Source organism: Pirellula sp. SH-Sr6A (assembly GCF_001610875.1).
Lineage (GTDB): Bacteria > Planctomycetota > Planctomycetia > Pirellulales > Pirellulaceae > JBKCUI01.
On record NZ_CP011272.1, the window covers coordinates 2,601,654 to 2,621,899 of the forward strand.

Annotated in this window: 16 protein-coding genes; 10 read left to right on the forward strand and 6 right to left on the reverse strand. The window is 53.0% G+C overall.

Annotated elements, in window-relative coordinates:
- Positions 1 to 193: 193 nt before the first annotated feature.
- From rho to VN12_RS10270, 4 genes are all read left to right on the forward strand, one after another.
- Positions 194 to 1,450 carry a transcription termination factor Rho gene (gene rho, locus VN12_RS10250; protein ID WP_409994277.1) on the forward strand — a complete coding sequence of 419 codons (1,257 nt, stop codon included), beginning with the start codon at positions 194 to 196 and terminating at the stop codon, positions 1,448 to 1,450.
- 43 nt (positions 1,451 to 1,493) lie between these two features.
- Positions 1,494 to 1,988 carry a 6,7-dimethyl-8-ribityllumazine synthase gene (gene ribH / locus VN12_RS10255; protein WP_146676726.1) on the forward strand — a complete coding sequence of 165 codons (495 nt, stop codon included), beginning with the start codon at positions 1,494 to 1,496 and terminating at the stop codon, positions 1,986 to 1,988.
- Between the two features lie 498 nt (positions 1,989 to 2,486).
- A complete protein-coding gene (locus VN12_RS10260) occupies positions 2,487 to 3,119 on the forward strand; it encodes a PEP-CTERM sorting domain-containing protein (protein WP_146676727.1) in 633 nt (210 codons plus the stop codon).
- A gap of 3,313 nt (positions 3,120 to 6,432) precedes the next feature.
- On the forward strand, positions 6,433 to 6,660 hold the full coding sequence (locus tag VN12_RS10270; protein WP_146676728.1) for a hypothetical protein: 228 nt from the start codon (positions 6,433 to 6,435) through the stop codon (positions 6,658 to 6,660).
- 184 nt (positions 6,661 to 6,844) lie between these two features.
- Here VN12_RS10270 and VN12_RS25785 read toward each other — a convergent pair whose 3' ends face one another.
- Complete coding sequence (locus VN12_RS25785; protein WP_168164321.1) at positions 6,845 to 7,015, reverse strand: hypothetical protein; 171 nt, start codon at positions 7,013 to 7,015, stop codon at positions 6,845 to 6,847.
- Positions 7,016 to 7,088: 73 nt separating this feature from the next.
- Between VN12_RS25785 and VN12_RS10275 the strand changes: the two genes are divergently transcribed.
- The 4 genes from VN12_RS10275 (at position 7,089) to VN12_RS10290 (ending at position 10,793) form a co-directional block, all read left to right on the forward strand.
- Positions 7,089 to 7,655 (forward strand): hypothetical protein, encoded by a 567-nt coding sequence (locus VN12_RS10275; protein WP_146676729.1) that lies wholly within the window; start codon positions 7,089 to 7,091, stop codon positions 7,653 to 7,655.
- Between the two features lie 138 nt (positions 7,656 to 7,793).
- The gene (locus VN12_RS10280; protein WP_146676730.1) at positions 7,794 to 8,261 is read left to right on the forward strand and encodes a hypothetical protein; all 468 of its coding nucleotides are present in this window, start codon (positions 7,794 to 7,796) and stop codon (positions 8,259 to 8,261) included.
- A gap of 257 nt (positions 8,262 to 8,518) precedes the next feature.
- Positions 8,519 to 9,229 (forward strand): hypothetical protein, encoded by a 711-nt coding sequence (locus tag VN12_RS10285; RefSeq protein WP_168164322.1) that lies wholly within the window; start codon positions 8,519 to 8,521, stop codon positions 9,227 to 9,229.
- Between the two features lie 883 nt (positions 9,230 to 10,112).
- Positions 10,113 to 10,793 carry an RHS repeat domain-containing protein gene (locus VN12_RS10290; protein ID WP_146676732.1) on the forward strand — a complete coding sequence of 227 codons (681 nt, stop codon included), beginning with the start codon at positions 10,113 to 10,115 and terminating at the stop codon, positions 10,791 to 10,793.
- Here VN12_RS10290 and VN12_RS10295 read toward each other — a convergent pair.
- The 3 genes from VN12_RS10295 to VN12_RS10305 form a co-directional block, all read right to left on the reverse strand.
- Entirely contained in the window at positions 10,783 to 11,568 is a 786-nt protein-coding gene (locus VN12_RS10295; protein ID WP_146676601.1) for an IS5 family transposase, read from the reverse strand. The two genes, VN12_RS10290 and VN12_RS10295, sit on opposite strands and share 11 nt — an antisense overlap.
- A 77-nt stretch (positions 11,569 to 11,645) precedes the next feature.
- Positions 11,646 to 12,107, reverse strand: coding sequence for a PIN domain-containing protein (locus tag VN12_RS10300; protein ID WP_205855244.1), 462 nt, complete (start codon positions 12,105 to 12,107; stop codon positions 11,646 to 11,648).
- Between the two features lie 2 nt (positions 12,108 to 12,109).
- Positions 12,110 to 12,517, reverse strand: a complete 408-nt coding sequence (locus tag VN12_RS10305; protein ID WP_240491391.1) for a helix-turn-helix domain-containing protein — start codon at positions 12,515 to 12,517, stop codon at positions 12,110 to 12,112.
- A 343-nt stretch (positions 12,518 to 12,860) separates the two neighbouring features.
- On the opposite strand from VN12_RS10305, the gene VN12_RS10310 reads away from it, so the two are divergent.
- Positions 12,861 to 16,526 (forward strand): RHS repeat-associated core domain-containing protein, encoded by a 3,666-nt coding sequence (locus tag VN12_RS10310; protein ID WP_146676735.1) that lies wholly within the window; start codon positions 12,861 to 12,863, stop codon positions 16,524 to 16,526.
- A gap of 2 nt (positions 16,527 to 16,528) precedes the next feature.
- Positions 16,529 to 17,044 carry a hypothetical protein gene (locus VN12_RS10315; protein ID WP_146676736.1) on the forward strand — a complete coding sequence of 172 codons (516 nt, stop codon included), beginning with the start codon at positions 16,529 to 16,531 and terminating at the stop codon, positions 17,042 to 17,044.
- A 442-nt stretch (positions 17,045 to 17,486) separates the two neighbouring features.
- On the opposite strand, the gene VN12_RS10320 is transcribed toward VN12_RS10315, so the two are convergent.
- Both VN12_RS10320 and VN12_RS10325 read right to left on the reverse strand, forming a co-directional pair.
- Positions 17,487 to 18,326, reverse strand: a complete 840-nt coding sequence (locus tag VN12_RS10320) for a DDE-type integrase/transposase/recombinase (protein WP_146676737.1) — start codon at positions 18,324 to 18,326, stop codon at positions 17,487 to 17,489.
- 370 nt (positions 18,327 to 18,696) lie between these two features.
- A complete protein-coding gene (locus tag VN12_RS10325; RefSeq protein WP_168164323.1) occupies positions 18,697 to 20,226 on the reverse strand; it encodes a transposase in 1,530 nt (509 codons plus the stop codon).
- Positions 20,227 to 20,246: the final 20 nt, after the last annotated feature.

Sequence of the window (20,246 nt, forward strand, 5' to 3'; positions counted from 1 at the left end):
CGGCCTGTTGTTGAACCAAGCGGACCTCGTTTAACTTTTCATGAACGGTCACGATCAAAACGGAACCCCTTCTCCCAGGTCGGTTCCCCTGCGCTCTACTTCCTCCCCACGGGATGCGGAGCCTTTGTCCCTTTCCGAGGAACTGTACAAAGACCGAAGACACGCGCAGCCCAGCAGCGGATCCCAGTCCGCTATCGATTTTGCAACCTTGCAACAGATGCCGACCGAGGCCATCCTCGATTTGGCTCGAAGCGAGAAACTCGGCAACCCCGAATCGCTCGATCGACAGGAATTGATTTATCAAGTCCTCAAGGCAAAACTCCTCTCCTCCGGCATCCTCTATGGTGAAGGTACCCTGGAGATCCTCAACGATGGGTTCGGATTCTTGCGATCTTCGAGCCACCATTACGTCTCTTGCACCGACGATATCTACATATCCCCTTCTCAGATTCGACGCTTTGGCCTGAGCACCGGGATGACAATTTCCGGTCAGATTCGTCCTCCTAAAGAGAACGAACGCTACTTCGCGTTGCTCCGCGTGGAAGCCATCAACCATCGCAATCCCAACGAAGCCAAATCCCGCAAACCCTTCGACTCGCTCACCCCATTGCATCCGAACAAGCGGATCGTTCTGGAAACCACGCCTGAAATAATCGAGACTCGCGTCGTCGATCTCATCGCCCCCATCGGCTTTGGACAACGCGGCTTGATCGTCTCCCCGCCGCGCGCGGGCAAAACGGTCCTGCTTCAAAAGCTCTCCAAAGCCGTCCTGGCGAATTATCCGAACGCCTACGTCATCATCCTTTTGATCGATGAGCGGCCGGAGGAAGTCACCGATATGCAACGCGAAGTCCGTGGCCCGAAATGCGAAGTCGTTAGCAGCACCTTCGACGAGCCCGGCTCCCGACACATCCAAGTCAGCCAGATGGTCCTCGAGAAGGCAAAGCGATTGGTGGAAGATGGCATCGATGTGGTGATCTTCCTCGACTCGATCACACGCCTTGCACGCGCCTGGAACGGCGAATGTTCGCAAAGCGGTAAACTCCTCAGCGGCGGCTTGGATGCCAATGCCATGCAAAAACCCAAGTCGTTTTTTGGAGCGGCTCGCAAAGTGGAAGAAGGTGGCTCCTTGACCATCATCGCTACCGCGCTGGTCGGAACCGGTAGCAAGATGGACGATGTCATCTTTGAAGAGTTCAAAGGAACCGGGAACATGGAAATCGTTCTCGATCGCGCCTTAGTCGATCGGCGCGTTTGGCCTGCAATCGATATCAACGCATCCGGAACGCGAAGGGAAGAAGCGTTGCTCGACCCGGAAGAGTACCAGCGAGTCTCCCTCTTGAGAAAAACCCTCTCGCAATTAAGCCCGACCGATGCGATGGAGCAACTCGTTCAGAAGATGCAAAAGACGAAATCCAACGCAGAGTTCCTGCTCGGTATTCGCCCGTAAATCCCTCCCCCCATTCGTATCTATCGAACCCTGAGTCCAAGCTATGCCACAAACACTTGATCTCGCACATAGCGTGAACACCCAAGGCATCGAAGCGCATCGCATCGCCATCGTCGTTTCTGAATACAACGATCACATTACCGGCAAACTGAGAGACGGAGCCGTCAGCACCCTCCTGGAAGCGGGAATCAAAGATGAAGACATCTTGATCGTCCCGGTGCCAGGAGCATGGGAACTCCCCTTCGGAGTCCAGCAACTCCTCGGCGAGCGGACCTGCCGCGGCGCCATCGCCCTCGGCGCTGTCATTCGCGGGGAAACGACCCATGACCAACACATCAACCGAGCCGTGAGCATGGCACTCATGCAACTCTCCTTGGACCACAACAAACCCGTCGCGTTCGGCCTCCTCACCGTGAATAGCTTGGAACAAGCCATCCAACGAAGTGGCGGCAATGTCGGCAACAAAGGAGAAGAGTCCGCCCTCGCCCTCCTCGCGTGCCTCCGTGTCGCCGCTGCGGCCGCACACCTTCACCGCTAAGCCCAAGCTCTCCCCCTTAGCAAGACACCGATGGCGCAAGCCCTTGCGCGCAATGGAAATCCGCGAGGATGACCATGCGGTTTGCCACTTCCCAGCCGCGATCCCTATTGCGCACTCAGCGCAATCCTCGATCGATCGTATGGCTTGAATCAAGCTCCCATACATGCAAATCGCGATGATCGCTCGACCGAGTGGCGATCCATCGCAAACGCCGCAATGAGCCTGAGTGGAGCATACGAATTGACTCCGCAATCATGGTCCTTTTTTGTTCGCAATTGGGTGGGTGAGACTTTACCATGATGCCAGACCAATCGCATCGCGGTGTAGAATGTCGACATTTTGGTCATCGGAAGTACGGCGAGGGGTTGAGTCGATCAACCCCATCCATCCCCTCCAGACGAGAACTCCGGTCTGTCGCCAGACCAACCTGAGTTCGAAGTCTCATCCCCACAAGCTTCACCAAGAAATGAACAAGACATTGCTCGTCGCCGCAGCTATGTGGCTTCTACTGCTTGGCAAATCTTCCTTGATCCGGGCGGACTTCCCTTCGACTTTGAGGACAAGCAGGGGATTGCAGGAGTCACATCACTGACGTACGTGAAGCCCGAATTGACGATCACGATCACGAGAACCTCGGGTGCGACATTCGATATCGATTCACCGGGAGTGAATCCGTTCCTCAATGGAAGCCTAAGTCCATTCAACGGCAACAACGGGGTGTACCTCGACGATCATTTCCAGATTGAGCTAAGTCGACCTGTCGCGGCCTTTTTCATGGATGCGGGAGACTTCGGGGGAGATTTCGATTCCTTGGTGTTCGAAGGGTTCGTGGGACCAGGATTGACGGGTGAGAGCGCCGGCTGGCAAGGCTCTTTGCCGGGTGGGGGAACGAACTTCGGGTACGCCACGATGCAACTAACACGAGATCCGGATCTGCCAGGTTTTCGGTCGTTCCGATTCCGAGGAGGAACACCGGTCGCGCCGAACTCGGTCTATTACGACAACATCCGCTTTCGACTGTCCTCCGTTCCCGAGCCGGGCGCCGCGTTACTAGTCGCTTTGGGATGCACCTGCATCGGCGCCATTCGATTCCGGAGAAGGAAAATGGATCTCGATCGCGAACTCTCCTGATGTCGTGGTACTTGCCAAATTCCGACTTCAGCTTGAGGCCGGTCCCTGCCTCTGCATACCCACCAGAAAAATGGTCACCTGTCCAGGCGTAAAGAACCCCGTGGGCTCTTTTCAAGTAACGTGCGGCGCAACCACTAGAAGGGCTTCATCGACATGCTCGCGATCAATGGTTGCGAGCAGCCCAATCGATTCCTGAGATTGCATGGGAACCGAACACTAATCGTCACTAATCACCACTAATAAGGAATCGCAGCAAGATGGTCGCGGTTCTTGATCAGTGCGAATGAGTGGAGATTAGTGTTCCTGCTTTCTCAAGACGCTGCACTTTACATTCCAACAATGTCCATGTTTGCTCTCTGTACGTTGGACTCATTTTTGCTGTTAACCTTGGGTTGATATGCAATCGATGAAATGAGCCAATAAAAATGCGGTCTAGGTCCTAGGGGTTCTCTCCCTCCTACAATTCGCTCATGGAATATCAGGCACCGACCTCATCGAGGCGTTTAACAATCGCTTTAAAAAGTTACGCATTGTCACCAACAACACGGGCCCCACTCCGCGATCCTCCGCATCATCCGCGGTTGACCATCACCGATTGCATACCCAGACAACGAGAGCGATTAGTCGTAGGTGGAGCACTAAACTAGCGGGGAGGAGAGGGATCAACCGCGGAGATTGCGGAGATGCGCGGAGGCAGAATGATGAAGAATAGGAGGCGCCCACGTTCGGGTAACGTCCTGATTGCTCGATGGCACTGTGCTCTGAGTCCCGGTAGGGACGAAAGAAAATACGGCTGGAAAGATGCGATCAACCTAGAGATGATCACGAAGCGTAAGGCATAGCACCGGGTCCGTTTATTACCCGTTCCCAGGATGAGAAATAGGAGGCGCCAACCTTTTGGGGTAATGTCCTGGCTGCTCGATGGCACTGTGCTCTTAGTCCCGGTAGGGACGGCAGACAATAGCCCAGCCTTTCAAGGCTGGGTATGCGCACAATCATCGCGACAGTCCCGGTAGGGACGAAAGAAAATACGACTGGAAAGATGCGATCAACCTAGAGATGATCACGAAGCGTAAGGCATAGCACAGGATCCGTTTATTACTCGTTCCCAGGATGAGAAATAGGAGGCGCCCACCTTCGGGTAACGTCCTGATTGCCCGATGGCACTGTGCTCTTAGTCCCGGTAGGGACGGCAGACAATAGCCCAGCCTTTCAAGGCTGGGTATGCGCACAATCATCGAGTCAGTCCCGGTAGGGACGAAAGAAAATACGACTGGAAAGATGCGATCAACCTAGAGATGATCACGAAGCGTAAGGCATAGCACCGGATCCGTTTATTACCCGTTCCCAGGATGAGAAATAGGAGGCGCCAACCTTTTGGGGTAATGTCCTGGTTGCTCGATGGCACTGTGCTCTTAGTCCCGGTAGGGACGGCAGACAATAGCCCAGCCTTTCAAGGCTGGGTATGCGCACAATCATCGCGACAGTCCCGGTAGGGACGAAAGAAAATACGGCTGGAAAGATGCGATCAATCTAGAGATGATCACGAAGCGTAAGGCATAGCACCGGATCCGTTTATTACCCGTTCCCAGGATGAGAAATAGGAGGCGCCAACCTTTTGGGGTAATGTCCTGGTTGCTCGATGGCACTGTGCTCTTAGTCCCGGTAGGGACGGCAGACAATAGCCCAGCCTTTCAAGGCTGGGTATGCGCACAATCATCGCGACAGTCCCGGTAGGGACGAAAGAAAATACGACTGGAAAGATGCGATCAACCTAGAGATGATCACGAAGCGTAAGGCATAGCACCGGGTCCGTTTATTACCCGTTCCCAGGATGAGAAATAGGAGGCGCCAACCTTTTGGGGTAATGTCCTGGTTGCTCGATGGCACTGTGCTCTTAGTCCCGGTAGGGACGGCAGACAATAGCCCAGCCTTTCAAGGCTGGGTATGCGCACAATCATCGCGACAGTCCCGGTAGGGACGAAAGAAAATACGACTGGAAAGATGCGATCAACCTAGAGATGATCACGAAGCGTAAGGCATAGCACAGGATCCGTTTATTACTCGTTCCCAGGATGAGAAATAGGAGGCGCCCACCTTCGGGTAACGTCCTGATTGCCCGATGGCACTGTACTCTTAGTCCCGGTAGGGACGGCAGACAATAGCCCAGCCTTTCAAGGCTGGGTATGCGCACAATCATCGCGACAGTCCCGGTAGGGACGAAAGAAAATACGGCTGGAAAGATGCGATCAACCTAGAGATGATCACGAAGCGTAAGGCATAGCACCGGATCCGTTTATTACCCGTTCCCAGGATGAGAAATAGGAGGCGCCCACCCTTTTGGGGTAACGTCCTGCTTGCTCGATGGCACTGTGCTCTTAGTCCCGGTAGGGACGGCAGACAATAGCCCAGCCTTTCAAGGCTGGGTATGCGCACAATCATCGAGTCAGTCCCGGTAGGGACGAAAGAAAATACGACTGGAAAGATGCGATCAACCTAGAGATGATCACGAAGCGTAAGGCATAGCAATCCGGCGCTGCAGAGCAATCTGGAAAAATGTGTTCGAGAACTCGGCGCTATTAAGCGAGTTGATGGTGCGGCGAGATTTTCTCTGAGGCCCAGTTCGTGCAATCGATGAACCTGGACTCACTTCGGTGCAAATAGGTGATCGGTTGGTGGCTTTCTCCAGCTTTGTGTACTGCTTCTCAATCGATTTTCTGGCTTGCGACTTTCAATCAGACATCCATCGAGCTCGCTGCTCGCTTGGTGACACTTGTTTCTTGGTACAAGACGCACTTAAATAAGGTTTAGCTCGTGTTGGTTTGGATCGCGACATGCGATGTTTCGCTTTCTCTTGCGTTGCATCGATCACACGATAGAGCGCGATTGAGCCCTAACCTCGCAGCTCTCGCTGTTGCTCGCTTCTCTTTAAGGTCCACCGGAACTCTCGCTCCGGTCTCAAGGACCATCTCGTCGGGTGTCTGACCTTGGAAGGCAAAATGGGGAACAACTTTCTGCCGCGGTTATGTCCTGAAAGGACTTCAGCTATTAGCCCGGGGTAAGCTAGCGCCACCCCGGGTTGGTTACAAAAGAAGTCACGTATCCCGGGAGGGATGAAAGCGATTCAGGGAGCAGCTGGCCTCCTTGCCAGGATGCGAAATCCCATTGCGATAGACCGGTGATGTCGCTTGTGCTCAAACACCGGCTACAAGCTTCCATGCTTTCGGCAAGCAGAACGTAGCTTCTCTGTCGGCAGACAGCCATAAACATCGAAGACTGGAGCAACGCGCCAGGTCACCACTCCTATCAAGGATTGGATGTCCGATACGCGGATCTGCTTTACAACCTCGGATTCGTCAGCGTGCGATCGCTCGCAGGGACCACCGAATCGGAACTGCGAAGAACTCCAGGCATCGGCGAAACCATCGTCGAGCATTGCCGCAAGGTGCTTCGAACGCTCAACATGTCGTTCCGCGACGAAGTCCCAAACCTGCTCGCCCATCCGAGGCTACCCAACGCGCGAGATTTGGAAGACGACTGACAGGGGGCGATCTCAAGTAACCCATGCTTTGAATCCGTTCGTCGTCGACGAAGTCCATGAATGATAGCGAATCGAACATTGGATCGGCGACTGGAATTGAGTTGCACTACGACAAGGCATCGAATGAGGGCTCAGCGCCGGATTTTTCGGGACGCTGTTCGGTAATCCCAGGCCCGTCGTCGCATTACACCACACGACCTACGGCGAGCCGCGGCAACGTCCCTAACCCCATAAGTTCTGCCTGAGAATAACCTACGGTCGCATTAAGGGAAAATTCCTTGGCATTGAGCAACTTCACACCTTGGACGGTGAGGTACAACTCAAAGGGTTTCAAAGCCCATTCTGTTAGTCGCATTGGCTACAATAGAGGTTTTGTTTTCCGGCGCATGCGCCGTAAAATTACTAGTTCCACCAGGAGGATAACGCAAATGCGCATGACATTGATTCTTGTTTTGCTTATGTGCTTTCTTGGGCTCGATTTAAGAGCCCAAGAGAAATCATCTACCGAGCCGCGTCGGATAAAGGCAACGGTAGGCGAAATCCGTCTCGCAGAAGATGTAGAGATTGAGGGCATTAAGACCCTTGATGATCTCAGGGGCCTAAACAAACTTGGGAAAGTAGTGATCAACGAAAAACTAGTCTTCGATACAGTCGAAGGTAAGAAAGTAAGCTTTGCATTTGAAAAGGCGGTTAGTCGAGTAATATCCACCGTTACTCGACTTGGAAAGACCCAGTCTACATACGATCAGGTGCCCACGGGCACCAAAGTGACGATTGAAATAAACTCAAGAGAAAACCAAACGCACGCTGTAGGATTGCAATATAGTGCGGTCCGAGCTGGGCTAGAGCCTGATGATAAGAACGTACCGCTAGAGTTTTCGCAAATTACTCTGACCGCTGATACCGTCGTCTCAGAGAATATGCCGAAGTTTCTTCTGTCACAATCATCAAAAGAACCCACATTTATCATGATCCTTGTAGAGCCAATCAAATAGACGGAACATAGGGTTGCAACGGAGCGGCCTATTCAAGTGGTCTGGCTAGAGTTTATCCATGCACCTGCCCGCTGAACCCGGTTATTACATAATAAGTGCTTACACTCCCATCCTTTATTTGACCATTGGAGAATACGAATGGATAAAGCAACTGAAGTTACGTTCCGTTTACATCGTCTCGAATCGGAGATCAAACGTTGGCGCATTGCGACCGCAGTTGTTGCGATTGCTCTGGTTTGTATTGCGGCAGCTCCGAACAACGATACTCCAAATGTCGTTCGAGCAAATGAGTTTCAACTTATCGGAAAAGATGGAAAGGTAGCTGGAAAACTGGAGGTTATGGGCACCGGTGCATATTTGCGACTCAACGAATCTGACGGACGCTCTTCTGCGGTAATAACGGCCAACAACCAGCGGGCAGGACTCTACCTGAAGAATGATGACCGAATCAATTCTGCATCTATCGAAGCATATGCAGTTGGTGGCGCAATTGGCCTATCTCGTACAACTGGCAATGGCAAGTTGTCTACAGAAGTCGTTGGCGGAAGAAATGGATGTCTTCTTAAAACGACAGGCAAAGACGGCGAAGAAAAGGTAATACCATAACTGCCAATAACATGTAACCGGGTAAGGATGCACGTTGCCGGTCACCCTGCACAGACCACCGTACGTGCGGGTCCGCATACGGCGGTTCAACGAAGATGAGCAGGTCTTAAGATGCGCTGCGTGTCTCCAGTCATCGAACAGTGTATTGATCCTTCTGGCGGTCTGAAAAGTCACTCCCGTTGACTGGAGTCCACGAGGTTCCAACCTTGCTATTGACCAATAAGGTTGGATTCCCAGGATAGCCCCACTGACTCACCATGTTACCGTGGAACCCCTGGAGTACCCTCGACGTGTCCACAGCCAAGATCTATCTCAAAGAACTCTCTGACCAATTCAAACGAACGCAAAAGGCCCTGCAAGCATGGAGCCAGGCCGATACCCCCAACATTGCTTTCGACGGCATAGTTGTGAAGGGAATCAGCGAATCTCTCCGCCTCGAGTGGCAGCGATTGATTGACGCATCGGCTGACGATGGACGCGAAGTCGAAGACAAAGCCAAACGCGTTGTGATGGCTCTCGACGACTTCGCACTGAAGTTTGCTCGGTGGATGCGAGCTGCAGCGGTACAAGCAGACAGCCCCCGCGGAAGCGTCGCGATGTGGGAAGCGTGGGAGCGAGTCGAATCCGCCTTCATGCCAGTGAACCTGTCATTACCCAAGCCGGTGAAGTACTTGGTCGCTGTAGCGAATGCCCCTCGGGAGCAGATCTCACGGGAGTACGGATGGATCGATGAGCGCTGTGAGCCCGATCTGGTCAAGGTTCAGGAGGAGTACGAAACTCCAGGCAAGCACTTCGACAAAGAGACTTGGACTGGCCCCGCACTCAAGAGCTACTACGCCAACATCAACCGCCAGTGGTCGGAGCGCATCGGATCACGCAAGCTGTTCTTCTCGACGCTGAACGAATTGAATCCCAAACTGACGGCAACTCTTAGGATTGCATGGGAACAGAACACTAATCGTCACTAATCACCACTAATAAGGAATGGCAGCAAGATGGTCGCGGTTCTTGATTAGTGTGAATGAGTGGAGATTAGGGTTCCTGCTTTCTCAAGACGCTGCACTTTGCATTCTAGCAATGTCCATGTTTGCTCTCGGTACCTTGGACTCATTTTTGCGGTTCCCCTTGGGTTTATATGCAATCGATGAAATGAGCCAATAAAAATGCGGTCTAGGTTCTAAGGGTTCTCTCTCTCCTACGATTCGCTCATGAATAGGAGACATCCACTTCATAGGGGCCTTTAACAATCGCTTTAAAAAGTACGCCTTGTCACCAACAACACGGGCCCCACCCCGCGATCCTCCGCTTCATCCGCGGTTGACCATCACCGATTGCATATCCAACAGCGAGAGCGATTAGTCGCAGGTAGAGCTCGAAACCAGCGGGGAGGAGAGGGATTAACCGCGGAGATTGCGGAGAATCGCTGAGGAAGAATGATGAGAAATAGGAGGCGCCCACCTTCGGGTAACGTCCTGATTGCCCGATGGCACTGTGCTCTTAGTCCCGGTAGGGACGGCAGACACTAGCCCAGCCTTTCAAGGCTGGGTACGCGCACAATCATCGCGACAGTCCCGGTAGGGACGAAAGAAAATATGGCTGGAAAGATGCGATCAACCTAGAAATGATCACGAAGCGTAAGGCATAGCACCGGATGAGTTTATTACCCGTTCCGAGTATCGAACTACGTTTCTTATATTGCACATTCTCCCACTCACGCCCAGCCCTTCTCCCCCAAGCCCGAGGCCAAAGGAAGCCAGATAACCACGAACGTTCCGCGCGACGCGCCCTCGAAGATGACATCCTCGATTCGAAACGCTGCATGGGTTATTGAGATGGGTTACAATAGCCACCATGCACCCCCAAAACGCCACCATTGCAACTGCCCAAGAGCCCCGCTACCCGCGTCCCCGCACGGGAGAGCCAAATGTAACCTTCGGTTGCACCGAACCTGCTATCGCTTCTTTGCAGTGCTTCCATGTACCTTCCATCAACGCCAGCGTTGGTCCGTCCCCAACCGAAGCCACCACTGCCACTTGGCATTACCAAGGAAACCAGCAGTATTCCATATCCGCGGTATCCACTTCTTCAGGCTCCGTAGCCGAACGCTACGCCTACACCGCCTATGGCCAGCCAACGATCCTCGATGGATCAGGCTCGGTCCTCTCCAGTTCGGCGATCAACAATCGCTACACGTATACCGGGCGTGAATGGGATCAGACGCTTGCGCTGTACCACTTCCGTGCAAGGTGGATGAGTGGGCTCGCAGGAAGGTTCATGAGTAGGGATCCGATCGGGTATGAGGGAAGCCCTTCGAATTTATATGAATTTTTAGATTCGAATTTAGGAGATCGCGTTGATCCTTTTGGGCTGTCTTGGACAACTGCAGGGTTTATCTATCACTACTATTACGGATGGGGAGCGCCAATTGATCTAAGAAGCGTTGGGTTGCATACGGCTTTCTTCGAGAAAACTTGTGGGGATGCTATCTCGTTTCTTAGAACGTGTTTTAAAATTGCGTTTTCTACGTTTTAGACAATCGGCGAGACATTAAATCGATCATGGAGATGTAGATCATTGTTTCGCTCGTGTCTGCAAGTCGTTCGTAATCTTTGCTTAAGCGTCGTCTTCGATTGATCCACGCGAATGTACGTTCGACAATCCATCGTTTTGGCAGTACTTGGAAACCTTTCGCATCTATCGGTCGTAACACGGTTTGCAACTGAAGTCCTTCCTTTTCTTTCAGCAGCTGTGGAAGGCCACCCTTCCCGTAAGCGCCATCGGCGAACACGATCTTAAGTCTGCGATAGAGGCTGCGGATACCCTGCATAACAATCGATCCTCCATCAAAGTCCTGGACGTCAGCGCGGTGGACAACAACCATCAAAAGCACCCCCAGTGTATCAACGAGGATATGTCGCTTACGCCCTGTGATCTTCTTTCCGGCGTCGTAGCCACGGGTTTCACCACCCTCGGCAGTCCTAATCGATTGGCTGTCGATGATTCCGACCGTAGGTGCTGTTTTTTTGCCCGTTGCTTTACGAACTGCGTTACGGAGGAGTTCATGGATTGCCAGCCAAACTCCGTCAAGCTTCCACTGGCGAAATACCCCGTAGACCGTGTTCCAGTGGGGAAACTCTTTGGGAAGAAATCGCCACTGGCACCCTGTGCGGCAGACATAAAGAATGGCATTGATGATTCTCCTCCGATCGATTCGTTTTCGTCCTCGCTGATTGGCGTGGGGAAGTACTTTTTGAATCAACTGCCATTGCTTGTCGGATAGGCAACTTGGATAATCCATTCCACTCATGATCGCTACGGCTCCTTGTAGTCCGGGAAACTTTTTCGCTTCCTGAGCCGTAGCGATCTTTTCAATTCAATGCAATTTCAAAACACGTTCTTAGCAGCTGCGCAAACAAGGTTCGGCGCAAGGCCCATGTGTGACAATACGAACTCGTCAGGATGAAGTGCTTCTATCCCATACGGTTCGAGGGCGCTCTTGGGAAAATCCTTTATGTTGAAGGTGACTATGGAATCTGCGCCGCAGCGAATTGCTGCTGCCAACACATGCCGATCGTCCTCGTCAGGCAACGACAGAGATGGTATCAGCGATTCATACCCTGTCACCAAACAGTCGAACACGTGGGCATCCATGAGTTGCCTGGTTCGGTCAAGTTGGCTCGCCTCGAGGTCGGGGCGATCTTTCAGCACGTTGCGAATCCACTCGTCGTGAATCATGTCGGTCCATCGAGCTCGAAACAGATTCGTGATCGCTAGATGCATGAGAAAGTCGCGAAGCGCTGCCGGGTACAGCACGCAGGCATCGTAGACGACGGTGAACTGCGTCACGATTAGTATCCCAAGCCCAGCTTTTGCGCTTCTGCCGCCAATTCATCCAGCGACTCTAGTCGCTTACGATCCATCGACCGTTTGTATTCCATTAAGTCTCTGAACAAAACTCGGCGATGCGTTCCAACTTTTCGGAAAGGGATGTTTCCCTTTTCAAGCTGCTCAACAATGAAAGGCCGCGATACGCCCAGCAATTCTGCAGCTTGCTGAGTCGTTAACTCCGCATGCACAGGGATCAGCGTTACAGCGTTGCCTTTCGCCATCTCGTTTAGGATGTCCCCAAGCAACTTAAATGCTGATGCCGGTACGGACACCACCGTCTCATCCCCGTTTTGTGTACTGACCCGCAAACTTAGTGGCGAGTCTGACTTACTGGAAACGATTCTGGCAATGCTTCTGCTCGAAGCCATCGCAAGTTCTTCGTCGTCACGACTTGGGGGATACTGCATCTGGGAAATCATTCAGATTAGTGCTCATTTGGCTTTTACCTCCACACTAACTCTATCGTCCATTCGCAGCAAAAGCAATAAACGAAACAAACGAATCACCGCTTTTCCGCGTTCCAAAGGTACCTGTGATCAACAAATCCTACCCTGGAATCACCACAATACAGGCTATTCGGTAGCGGGTTGCGACCGCAAAGTTTGAATACGGCTGCTCTCGGGCATCGGAAAAACATCCGGAAATCCACCTGCATGTGTGGATTTTGGGAGAGGTCTGTTAACCGGACTGTCAGTGTCAGCCAGCTAGAATTTGAGCCGGCTGACGCAAGTCATCGACGGTCGCGGCACGGAGACTCGCTATGAATACGACGGCCAAGGGCGTGAGACAACGAAGAAAGCCGCCTACGGCACATCGATCGAAGCCAGAACCGACACGTTTTATGATCTCGCCGGAAACGTTACCGAAGTCCGCCATCCTCGTTACTTCGATTCCTCGGACACCGAGGGCTACCAGAAGGCCAAAGAGACTTGGACCTACAATGGCCGAGGATTGGTAGCTAGCCACACCGATGCGACCGGCTCCTCCATCGCAGCCACCGAATCGTTTACGTATGACCTCGGAGGCCATCAAGCGACACGCACGGACTTTGGCGGCAACGTCTGGACGCGCTACGAAGACTCCTGCTGCGAAAAGAAGACGGCCAACGCCGATCCACTTGGGCACGGAACCATTGTGAATACCGATTCCAACGGTCGCACAGTCCACACGATCCAGGTATCGGATGTGTCGACCCATGTGGGATCGTTCTCGAATCCCACCGATGCAAAGACCCTTTCGGAGTCGACGACCAAGTTCGACGGACGCGGGCGCGTCATCTACCAGACGACTTGGCTCTCGGCACGAGGTACCGTCGATCCTGCCAATCCCCCCATCGCAGGGATCGGAGGGGTCTCGCTCTCCGATGGACTCACGACTCAGTATCTGTACGACGACAACTTGGCCGATGGGGTTGGATTGGATAACTCCACCGGAGTCTCGGTCTCGAAGCTGGGAACCGGAGGTTCCGGAACGTTTAACGTCTCCCTTTCGAACGCCATCTCCAAGTTGGCTTCCACAGAAGCCAACGGAGGAGCCAATGTGACCTTCAGTTCCACCGCTCCTGGGAAAGCAACCGTTGTCATTAGCCCAGAAGACGAAATCAGCTTTACCATCTCCGATGCCGCAGGGCGCTCGGTCATGAGCGGCAAGCTCAACAACTACCGGGGATCCGGCTCAACAGCCCTCAATACGCTGGCAACCTGGAATTGCACGGTCTACGACGCGACCACTTCCTTGTCCGGGTACGGAACCGTCTTAGTCACCAAGTCGGTGGATCCCCAAGGGAACACGACGGCCAGTTGGACCGATGCGGCAGGGCGCACCTTGCGCAGCATTGACCAGCTTGGCAAGGTTACGACCATGACCTTCGATGCCGCCGGAAACCAACTGTCGGTTCGCGATCCCAACAATGTGGGCGCGGACATGCTCTACGATGCCCTGGGGCGCAATACCCAACGAACCGATACCAACAGCGCGGTTACCAAGACCGAATACGACAAAGCCGGAAACGCGATCAAGCAAACCGATGCCAAGAACAAGCATACTTACATCACCTTCGATGCGCGAGGGCGCAGGAAGTCGACCACCGATCGGATTAGCGCAGTCACGTCGTTCACCTACACCGCCTTGGGACAATTAGCCTCCCTCACCGATGCAGAGAGCCAAACGACCAGCTACACGTATGACTCTCGAGGCTCCAAACTCACAGAAACCTACCCAGATCACACGTCAGGCACCTCCCCTGGCCAAACAGGCTACGGGATCGTCACGTTTGTGTATGACAACGCAGGGCGCGTTAAACGCAAACAGGACCAATTGGGCGATACGGTCACCTTCACGTTTGACCTTGCCGGGAGAATGACGACCAAGGATTACCGAACGGCAGCCAATAGCCCCACGGGAACGATCGCCGATTCGGATACCTTCACCTTCGATCGCGCAGGGCGCATGCTCACGGCCGCGAGCGGCCGTTACAGCAACACCGTCACCTACACGTTTGACCCAATAGGGCGCAAGGCTACCGAGGCGCTCACCATTGGCGGCCAAACCTACACGATTACCAGTGAATACAATTCCCGAGGGGAATTGACCACGGTCACCTACCCCGACAGTTCGATCTCCGAGCGCACCTACCACGCCACAGGCGCTCTGAACCAACTGAAATTAGATGGTTCGACCATTAGCACGAGAACCTACGACGATGGCCGTCGCCTCACGGGAGAAACCCTCGGTAACGGAGTCACCGAATCGCGCACCTATGCTAGCGATAACCTCTTAACGGCAATTTCGTACGGAGGAACAGGTACATCCATCGGGAACCTGAGTTATACTTGGGATTCGAACAAGAACAAAACATCGGAAACCATCGGCGGAACGATGAGCAACTACGGGTTTACTTCAGCAGGCACCAGTTACGACGACGAGGACCGTCTCACCGGCTTCGCCCGTGCTAGCGGAACGTTTACCCAATCTTGGAGTCTTACCAGTGTGGGTGACTGGAACAGCATCACCACCAATGGCACAGCGCAGAATCGCACCCACGGTCCTACCCACGAGCTGCTCACCGCCGGGGGTCAGAACGTCACGACGGATGTGAAGGGGAACATTACCTTGCTGCCTACGACGCTCACGACCAGTGGCGTGGCCATGTCGGTTGGCTATGACTTCGACAACAAGCTCAAGAGCGCCGATGTGGACAACAACGGCTCGAACGATGTCACGTTCCAGTACGATGCACTGGGCCGAAGGGTAGCGCGGCAAGGAACCTCCGGCTCCTTCGTCTATGTGCAGCATGACCAGCAGACGATCGCCGATTACGGATACGGGGATGCTCCAAGCTCTCCAACGCATCGTTACGTATACGCTAGCTACATCGACGAACCGGTGGTGCGCAAGGCAGCTGGGACCAGCGGAACGATTCACTACTACCACCGCAACCAGCAGTACTCCATCACGGCAATAACCACTTCTTCGGGCTCCGTAGCCGAACGCTACGCCTACACAGCCTACGGCCAGCCAACCATCCTCGATGGTTCAGGCTCGGTCCTCTCGAGTTCCGCGATTAATAATCGCTACACCTACACGGGACGTGAATGGGATCAGTCGCTTGGGCTGTATCACTTTAGGGCGAGGTGGATGAGTGGACTGGCAGGAAGGTTTATGGGGAGGGACCCGATCGGGTACTTTGGGAGCCCGTTCGGCCTATACCGACAATTTCAAGGGTATGCGTTAGTAGTTTTAGACCCTCACGGAAGTGAAGTAATTACGGCGGGAGCTGTTGGCGTTGGTGGCGTCATCGTAGCCGGCGGAACATCCACAACAACGGTTATAGTTTCCGGAGGAACATCAACACTTGTGGGAGGTACAACTATAGGAGGTAGCGTCGGTACAGGTTCGGGAATAATCGGAATCGTTTCTTCCGGTGGAGCAGCGGCAACGGGCGGTGGAACTGCAGCTGCCGTGGGAGGAAGTACTGCTGCTGGAGGAGGAACGGTCCTCATTAGTGGAGGGCTCGCCACAACAGTTGGTGTTGCCGTTCTGCCCGGTGGCATTCTCGGATACGGCATCTATGCCACCCCTGTTATCGGTACTCAAAACTGGCTAGAACCTGGATTGACGCAGGTTGCTTACTACTTCTTCCCATCGAACCATCCGCCTGTACAGACATCGACACAACCTAAGCCATTTCCAGTTCCTGTTCCAGTTCCAAAACCCAGGCCGAAATGTGACGACGAAAGGGAACTATGTGAGTTCACTGGAAAATGGGCGCCGATGGATTTTTGTGAATACAGATGCAGCGACGGTTATGTTTTTACTGTTTACCCACATGTGCACCAGGAGTTTGCATGTGACGCTTACGCACCACGACCTAATTAATCATGATTGAATTCGACGCAATTGGTATTTCACTCGGACAAGGTGAATTCATAGAGCGATTGATGTATTCCAGCGTCAATGGAGTTCTTGTTTGTATTCTTGCTCGTAAAGGGGATAGGAGAAAACGGTGCTTTGTACGGTCGATAGAGAAAACATTATATGCTGAAGCGAGTCTGCCCTTTGAAGCGGTAGCGTTTGCATTGTGCAGTTCAAAAATTGTTGCAATCAACCAAGTTGAGTCACTGGTAAATGGCAAGCAACTTTTATGTTCTTTCGAGCCCAATGGCCGTATGGAAAAGACTGTTGGAGAGGTTACGCTAGGCTTCACTTCACCGAACACGCGTCGAGTATGGGTATCACAGTTTGTTGAGTCAGATTCATCACGACTGACCTGTCGATTTGCTCGCGAATTAATTCTCGAGTCTGGGGATGTTACAGTTCAATATGCGGTCGGTGAACTCAATATCGATACTGGTTCAATCGACTTGATAAAAGATCTCGCAACTCCATTTGCCTAATTACAAGTAAATATTCGTCATACAATGATGCTCACCGCCCTTCGGCGCTGCAGAACATTTTGGAAAAAAGCGTTCGAGAACTCGGCGCTATTAGGCGAGTTGATGGTGCGGCGAGAGTTTCTCTGAAGCCCTTCGGCGCTGCAGAACATTCTGGAAAAAAGCGCTTCGGCGCTGCAGAACATTCTGGAAAAAAGCGTTCGAGAACTCGGCGCTATTAGTCGAGTTGATGGTGCGGCGAGAGTTTCTCTGAGGCCCAACTCGTGCAATCGATGAGCTTGGACTCACTTCGGTTAAAACGGGTGATCTGTTGGTGGCTTTCTCCAGCGTTGTGTACTGCTTCTCACTCGATTTTCTGGATTGCGACGGTCTTTTAGACATCCATCGAGCTTGCTGCTCGCTTGGTGACACTCTTTTCTTGGTACAAGACGCAGGTGCCTAAGGCTTAGCTCGTGTTGTTTTGGAGTGATACAAGTGCTGGTTCGCTGGTTTTTGCTTTGCATAAATCACAGCTGAGAGCGCGATTGTGCGCTAACCTCGCAGTTCTCGCTGTTGCTCGCTTCTCTTTAAGGTCCACCGGAACTTTCGCTCCGGTGCCAAAGTACATCTCGTCGGGTGTCTGCCCTTGAAAGGCAAAATGGGGAACAACCGAATTGTGCTGCTCGACGTAAAAAGCAACAAACTTGCGAACCGAATTCGCACTATCAAGTTCGTTCAAGTACAACCACTGGTGCTTCAGCTGACGCCACCAGGCTTCGATCATACTGTTCGATTCCACAATATCGACCTGCGCAAGAATACGTTGGATGGTGCCATCAGAAACAAGCTCATTTACCGAGCCATTCACGTTTTCAACGCCAGAGTCCATGACAGCAGAGGGTACTGTGTTTTCGGGGAGTGCCTTGGCTGCTTCCTTGAGGAGTTCCGCTGTCGTACTTGTTTCAAAGGTGTCATTCAATCTCCATGCGAGAATGCGGCGCGAAAAGTTGTCGAGAATTGCGTGAAGGTACAAGCGGCTGCCATCGAGCAATCGAACGATGGTCGTGTCGACATGCCAATACTCATTTGGCTTCGTAGCTCGTAATCCGATTCGAGGTTTCGGTGGGTAGATGCGTTTGCGAGACCGGATCCAATTTCCACTTTGAATCGCTCGGTACCAAGTCGAAGTACAAGCGTAGACCTTTCCCAAGCGCGCGGCCAACCGAGCGATTGATCCGACGCTGAGATGACGATAGTCTTCAGACTGCACCATCGATCGCATTTCGGAGCGTTCCGTCGCAGTCATTTGCCCCGGCAAAGATCTGGGACAAGACGAGACATCATCGAGTCCACCAATAAGAACTAAACCAACTCATTAAACGGATCCGCCGATGCGGTGGCACGGGGATCGCCGAAGTTGGTTTTCCCTGCATTTTCTCTATGGTTTTTTTGTGGGGGTAATTCCCTGCGAGTCTATTGATCAAGGGGCCGCAAGATGGTGGCCAGAGAGTCGCTTGCGAGCAAGAAGATGCACCGAGTGCTTCTTTTGGTCCATTTCAGGTCATGTAACGACGGACCTTCAGGCAACTCGCTTTGATTCGCACGCAACAGAGATGCGATTAGGTGAGGTAGCGAGCAGCTCGAACGTGATGGTTTCTGAACGAGAGCATTCATCATTAGATTTCCGGTAATGGAAGATTCACCGAGACGTAACAGCAGGTTGCCCCGAAGCGAAGGGATGCTTCGTTGGTTTGCAGATTCTCTCCATCACACAGGTCATCGCTGCAACACTGTACAACCGTCCATGCTAAGAGCTCCTTTACAGCTAGTGCCCGCTTCCAGTTGCCAAGCAACCCTTGCTTCGGAGCAAAGCTCTCAAGTCGTGCTTTCGATCGGATCAATTGATCGAGTGTGGTGGGTGCCTTCGAGTATTGTTCGATCGCATGCTCTACCCGGTGGATGAACTCCCAAGTCTCCATGCGATCGCGATACCCTTCCAATCGCATCCCCGGCGTACCGCACCGCAAGCACTTGGGCCGATTATCGATCTTCGGAAGCTCAAGCTCTTGAAGTCTCGCGGATGGGGGAAGCGACGCATGTCGCTTCCCTAGGGAATCAGCATTGTGCTTGGCCAAGAGCAAGCGGACTCTTTGAAGCGTCTCCTTGCGCCCTTTCCCTTGAAAGAGACCTGCATAGCGCACGCGATGCACGTTGCTCGGAACGATGTGGAGCAAGAACCGGCGAACGAACTCTTCTCCCTCCATGGTCTCCTCGACCGATTTGTTGGTTCGGTAATCCCATTGCCGAATGGTAACGTGCGTCCCGTTGTCTTCGGCGATCCGGCCATTGGAGATCGCTGCCCCTTGGATATAGTCCGAAAGATAACGGGCGCAGCCCAACTGCGTTTGCAGTTCATCCGGAGTGATTTGCGCATCGGCTTTCCAGTTCTTTTGCGCTAGAGGCTCAAGCCACCGATGGAACGAGTCTCGGTCTTGAACCCCTTCGAATTCCATCTCTTGGGGAATGTCGAGTTTTCCTTGATCGAAGAGGATTTTCAATCCCCGTAAGAACTTCTTTTGAAAGAGGGCTGCTAAGACTTCTTCTTGGATGCCTGGTGCATCCGGAGGGATCGGGATCCAGCAGGGTTTGGTACTCGCATCCCCAGTGGAGAGCGAGACGCCACCGGAGGTCATCATGGCGTGGATATGCACATGGGTCAGCATGCGCTGCCCCCAAGTGTGCAACGTGAGAATAATCCCCGGCTTGCAGCCGAATTCTCGTTGAGCGATCTCGAGCAACGTCTTTTGCGATCTTCGAAAGAAGAGCTGATACACAGCGCTCGGATTGGCTCGGATCAGAGGATTGAGCTCATGCGGGACGGTAAAGACCGTGTGGTAGTAGGTGGTGGGGAGATTCCACGCGATAATCTGCTGTAGCCACGCTTTGCGCTTGAGCCAACCGCAGTTGGGACAGTGCCGATCATGGCACTGGCTGTAGAGAATGCGCCCTTGCTGGCATGTCTCGCATCCATAGTAGGTGGAACCGAAACTCCCACGACGGCAGTCGAGGAGTTTATCCAGCACACGGCGTTCATGGAACGGAACATGATGACTGAAGCGAAAGGATTTGGAGTAGCGTAGCAGGACCGATTGCACGGTATGCGAACTAGCCGTATGGATTCGCACCGTAGGCAACAGATCCTGCATAGGTTGGATCGAACAGTGCA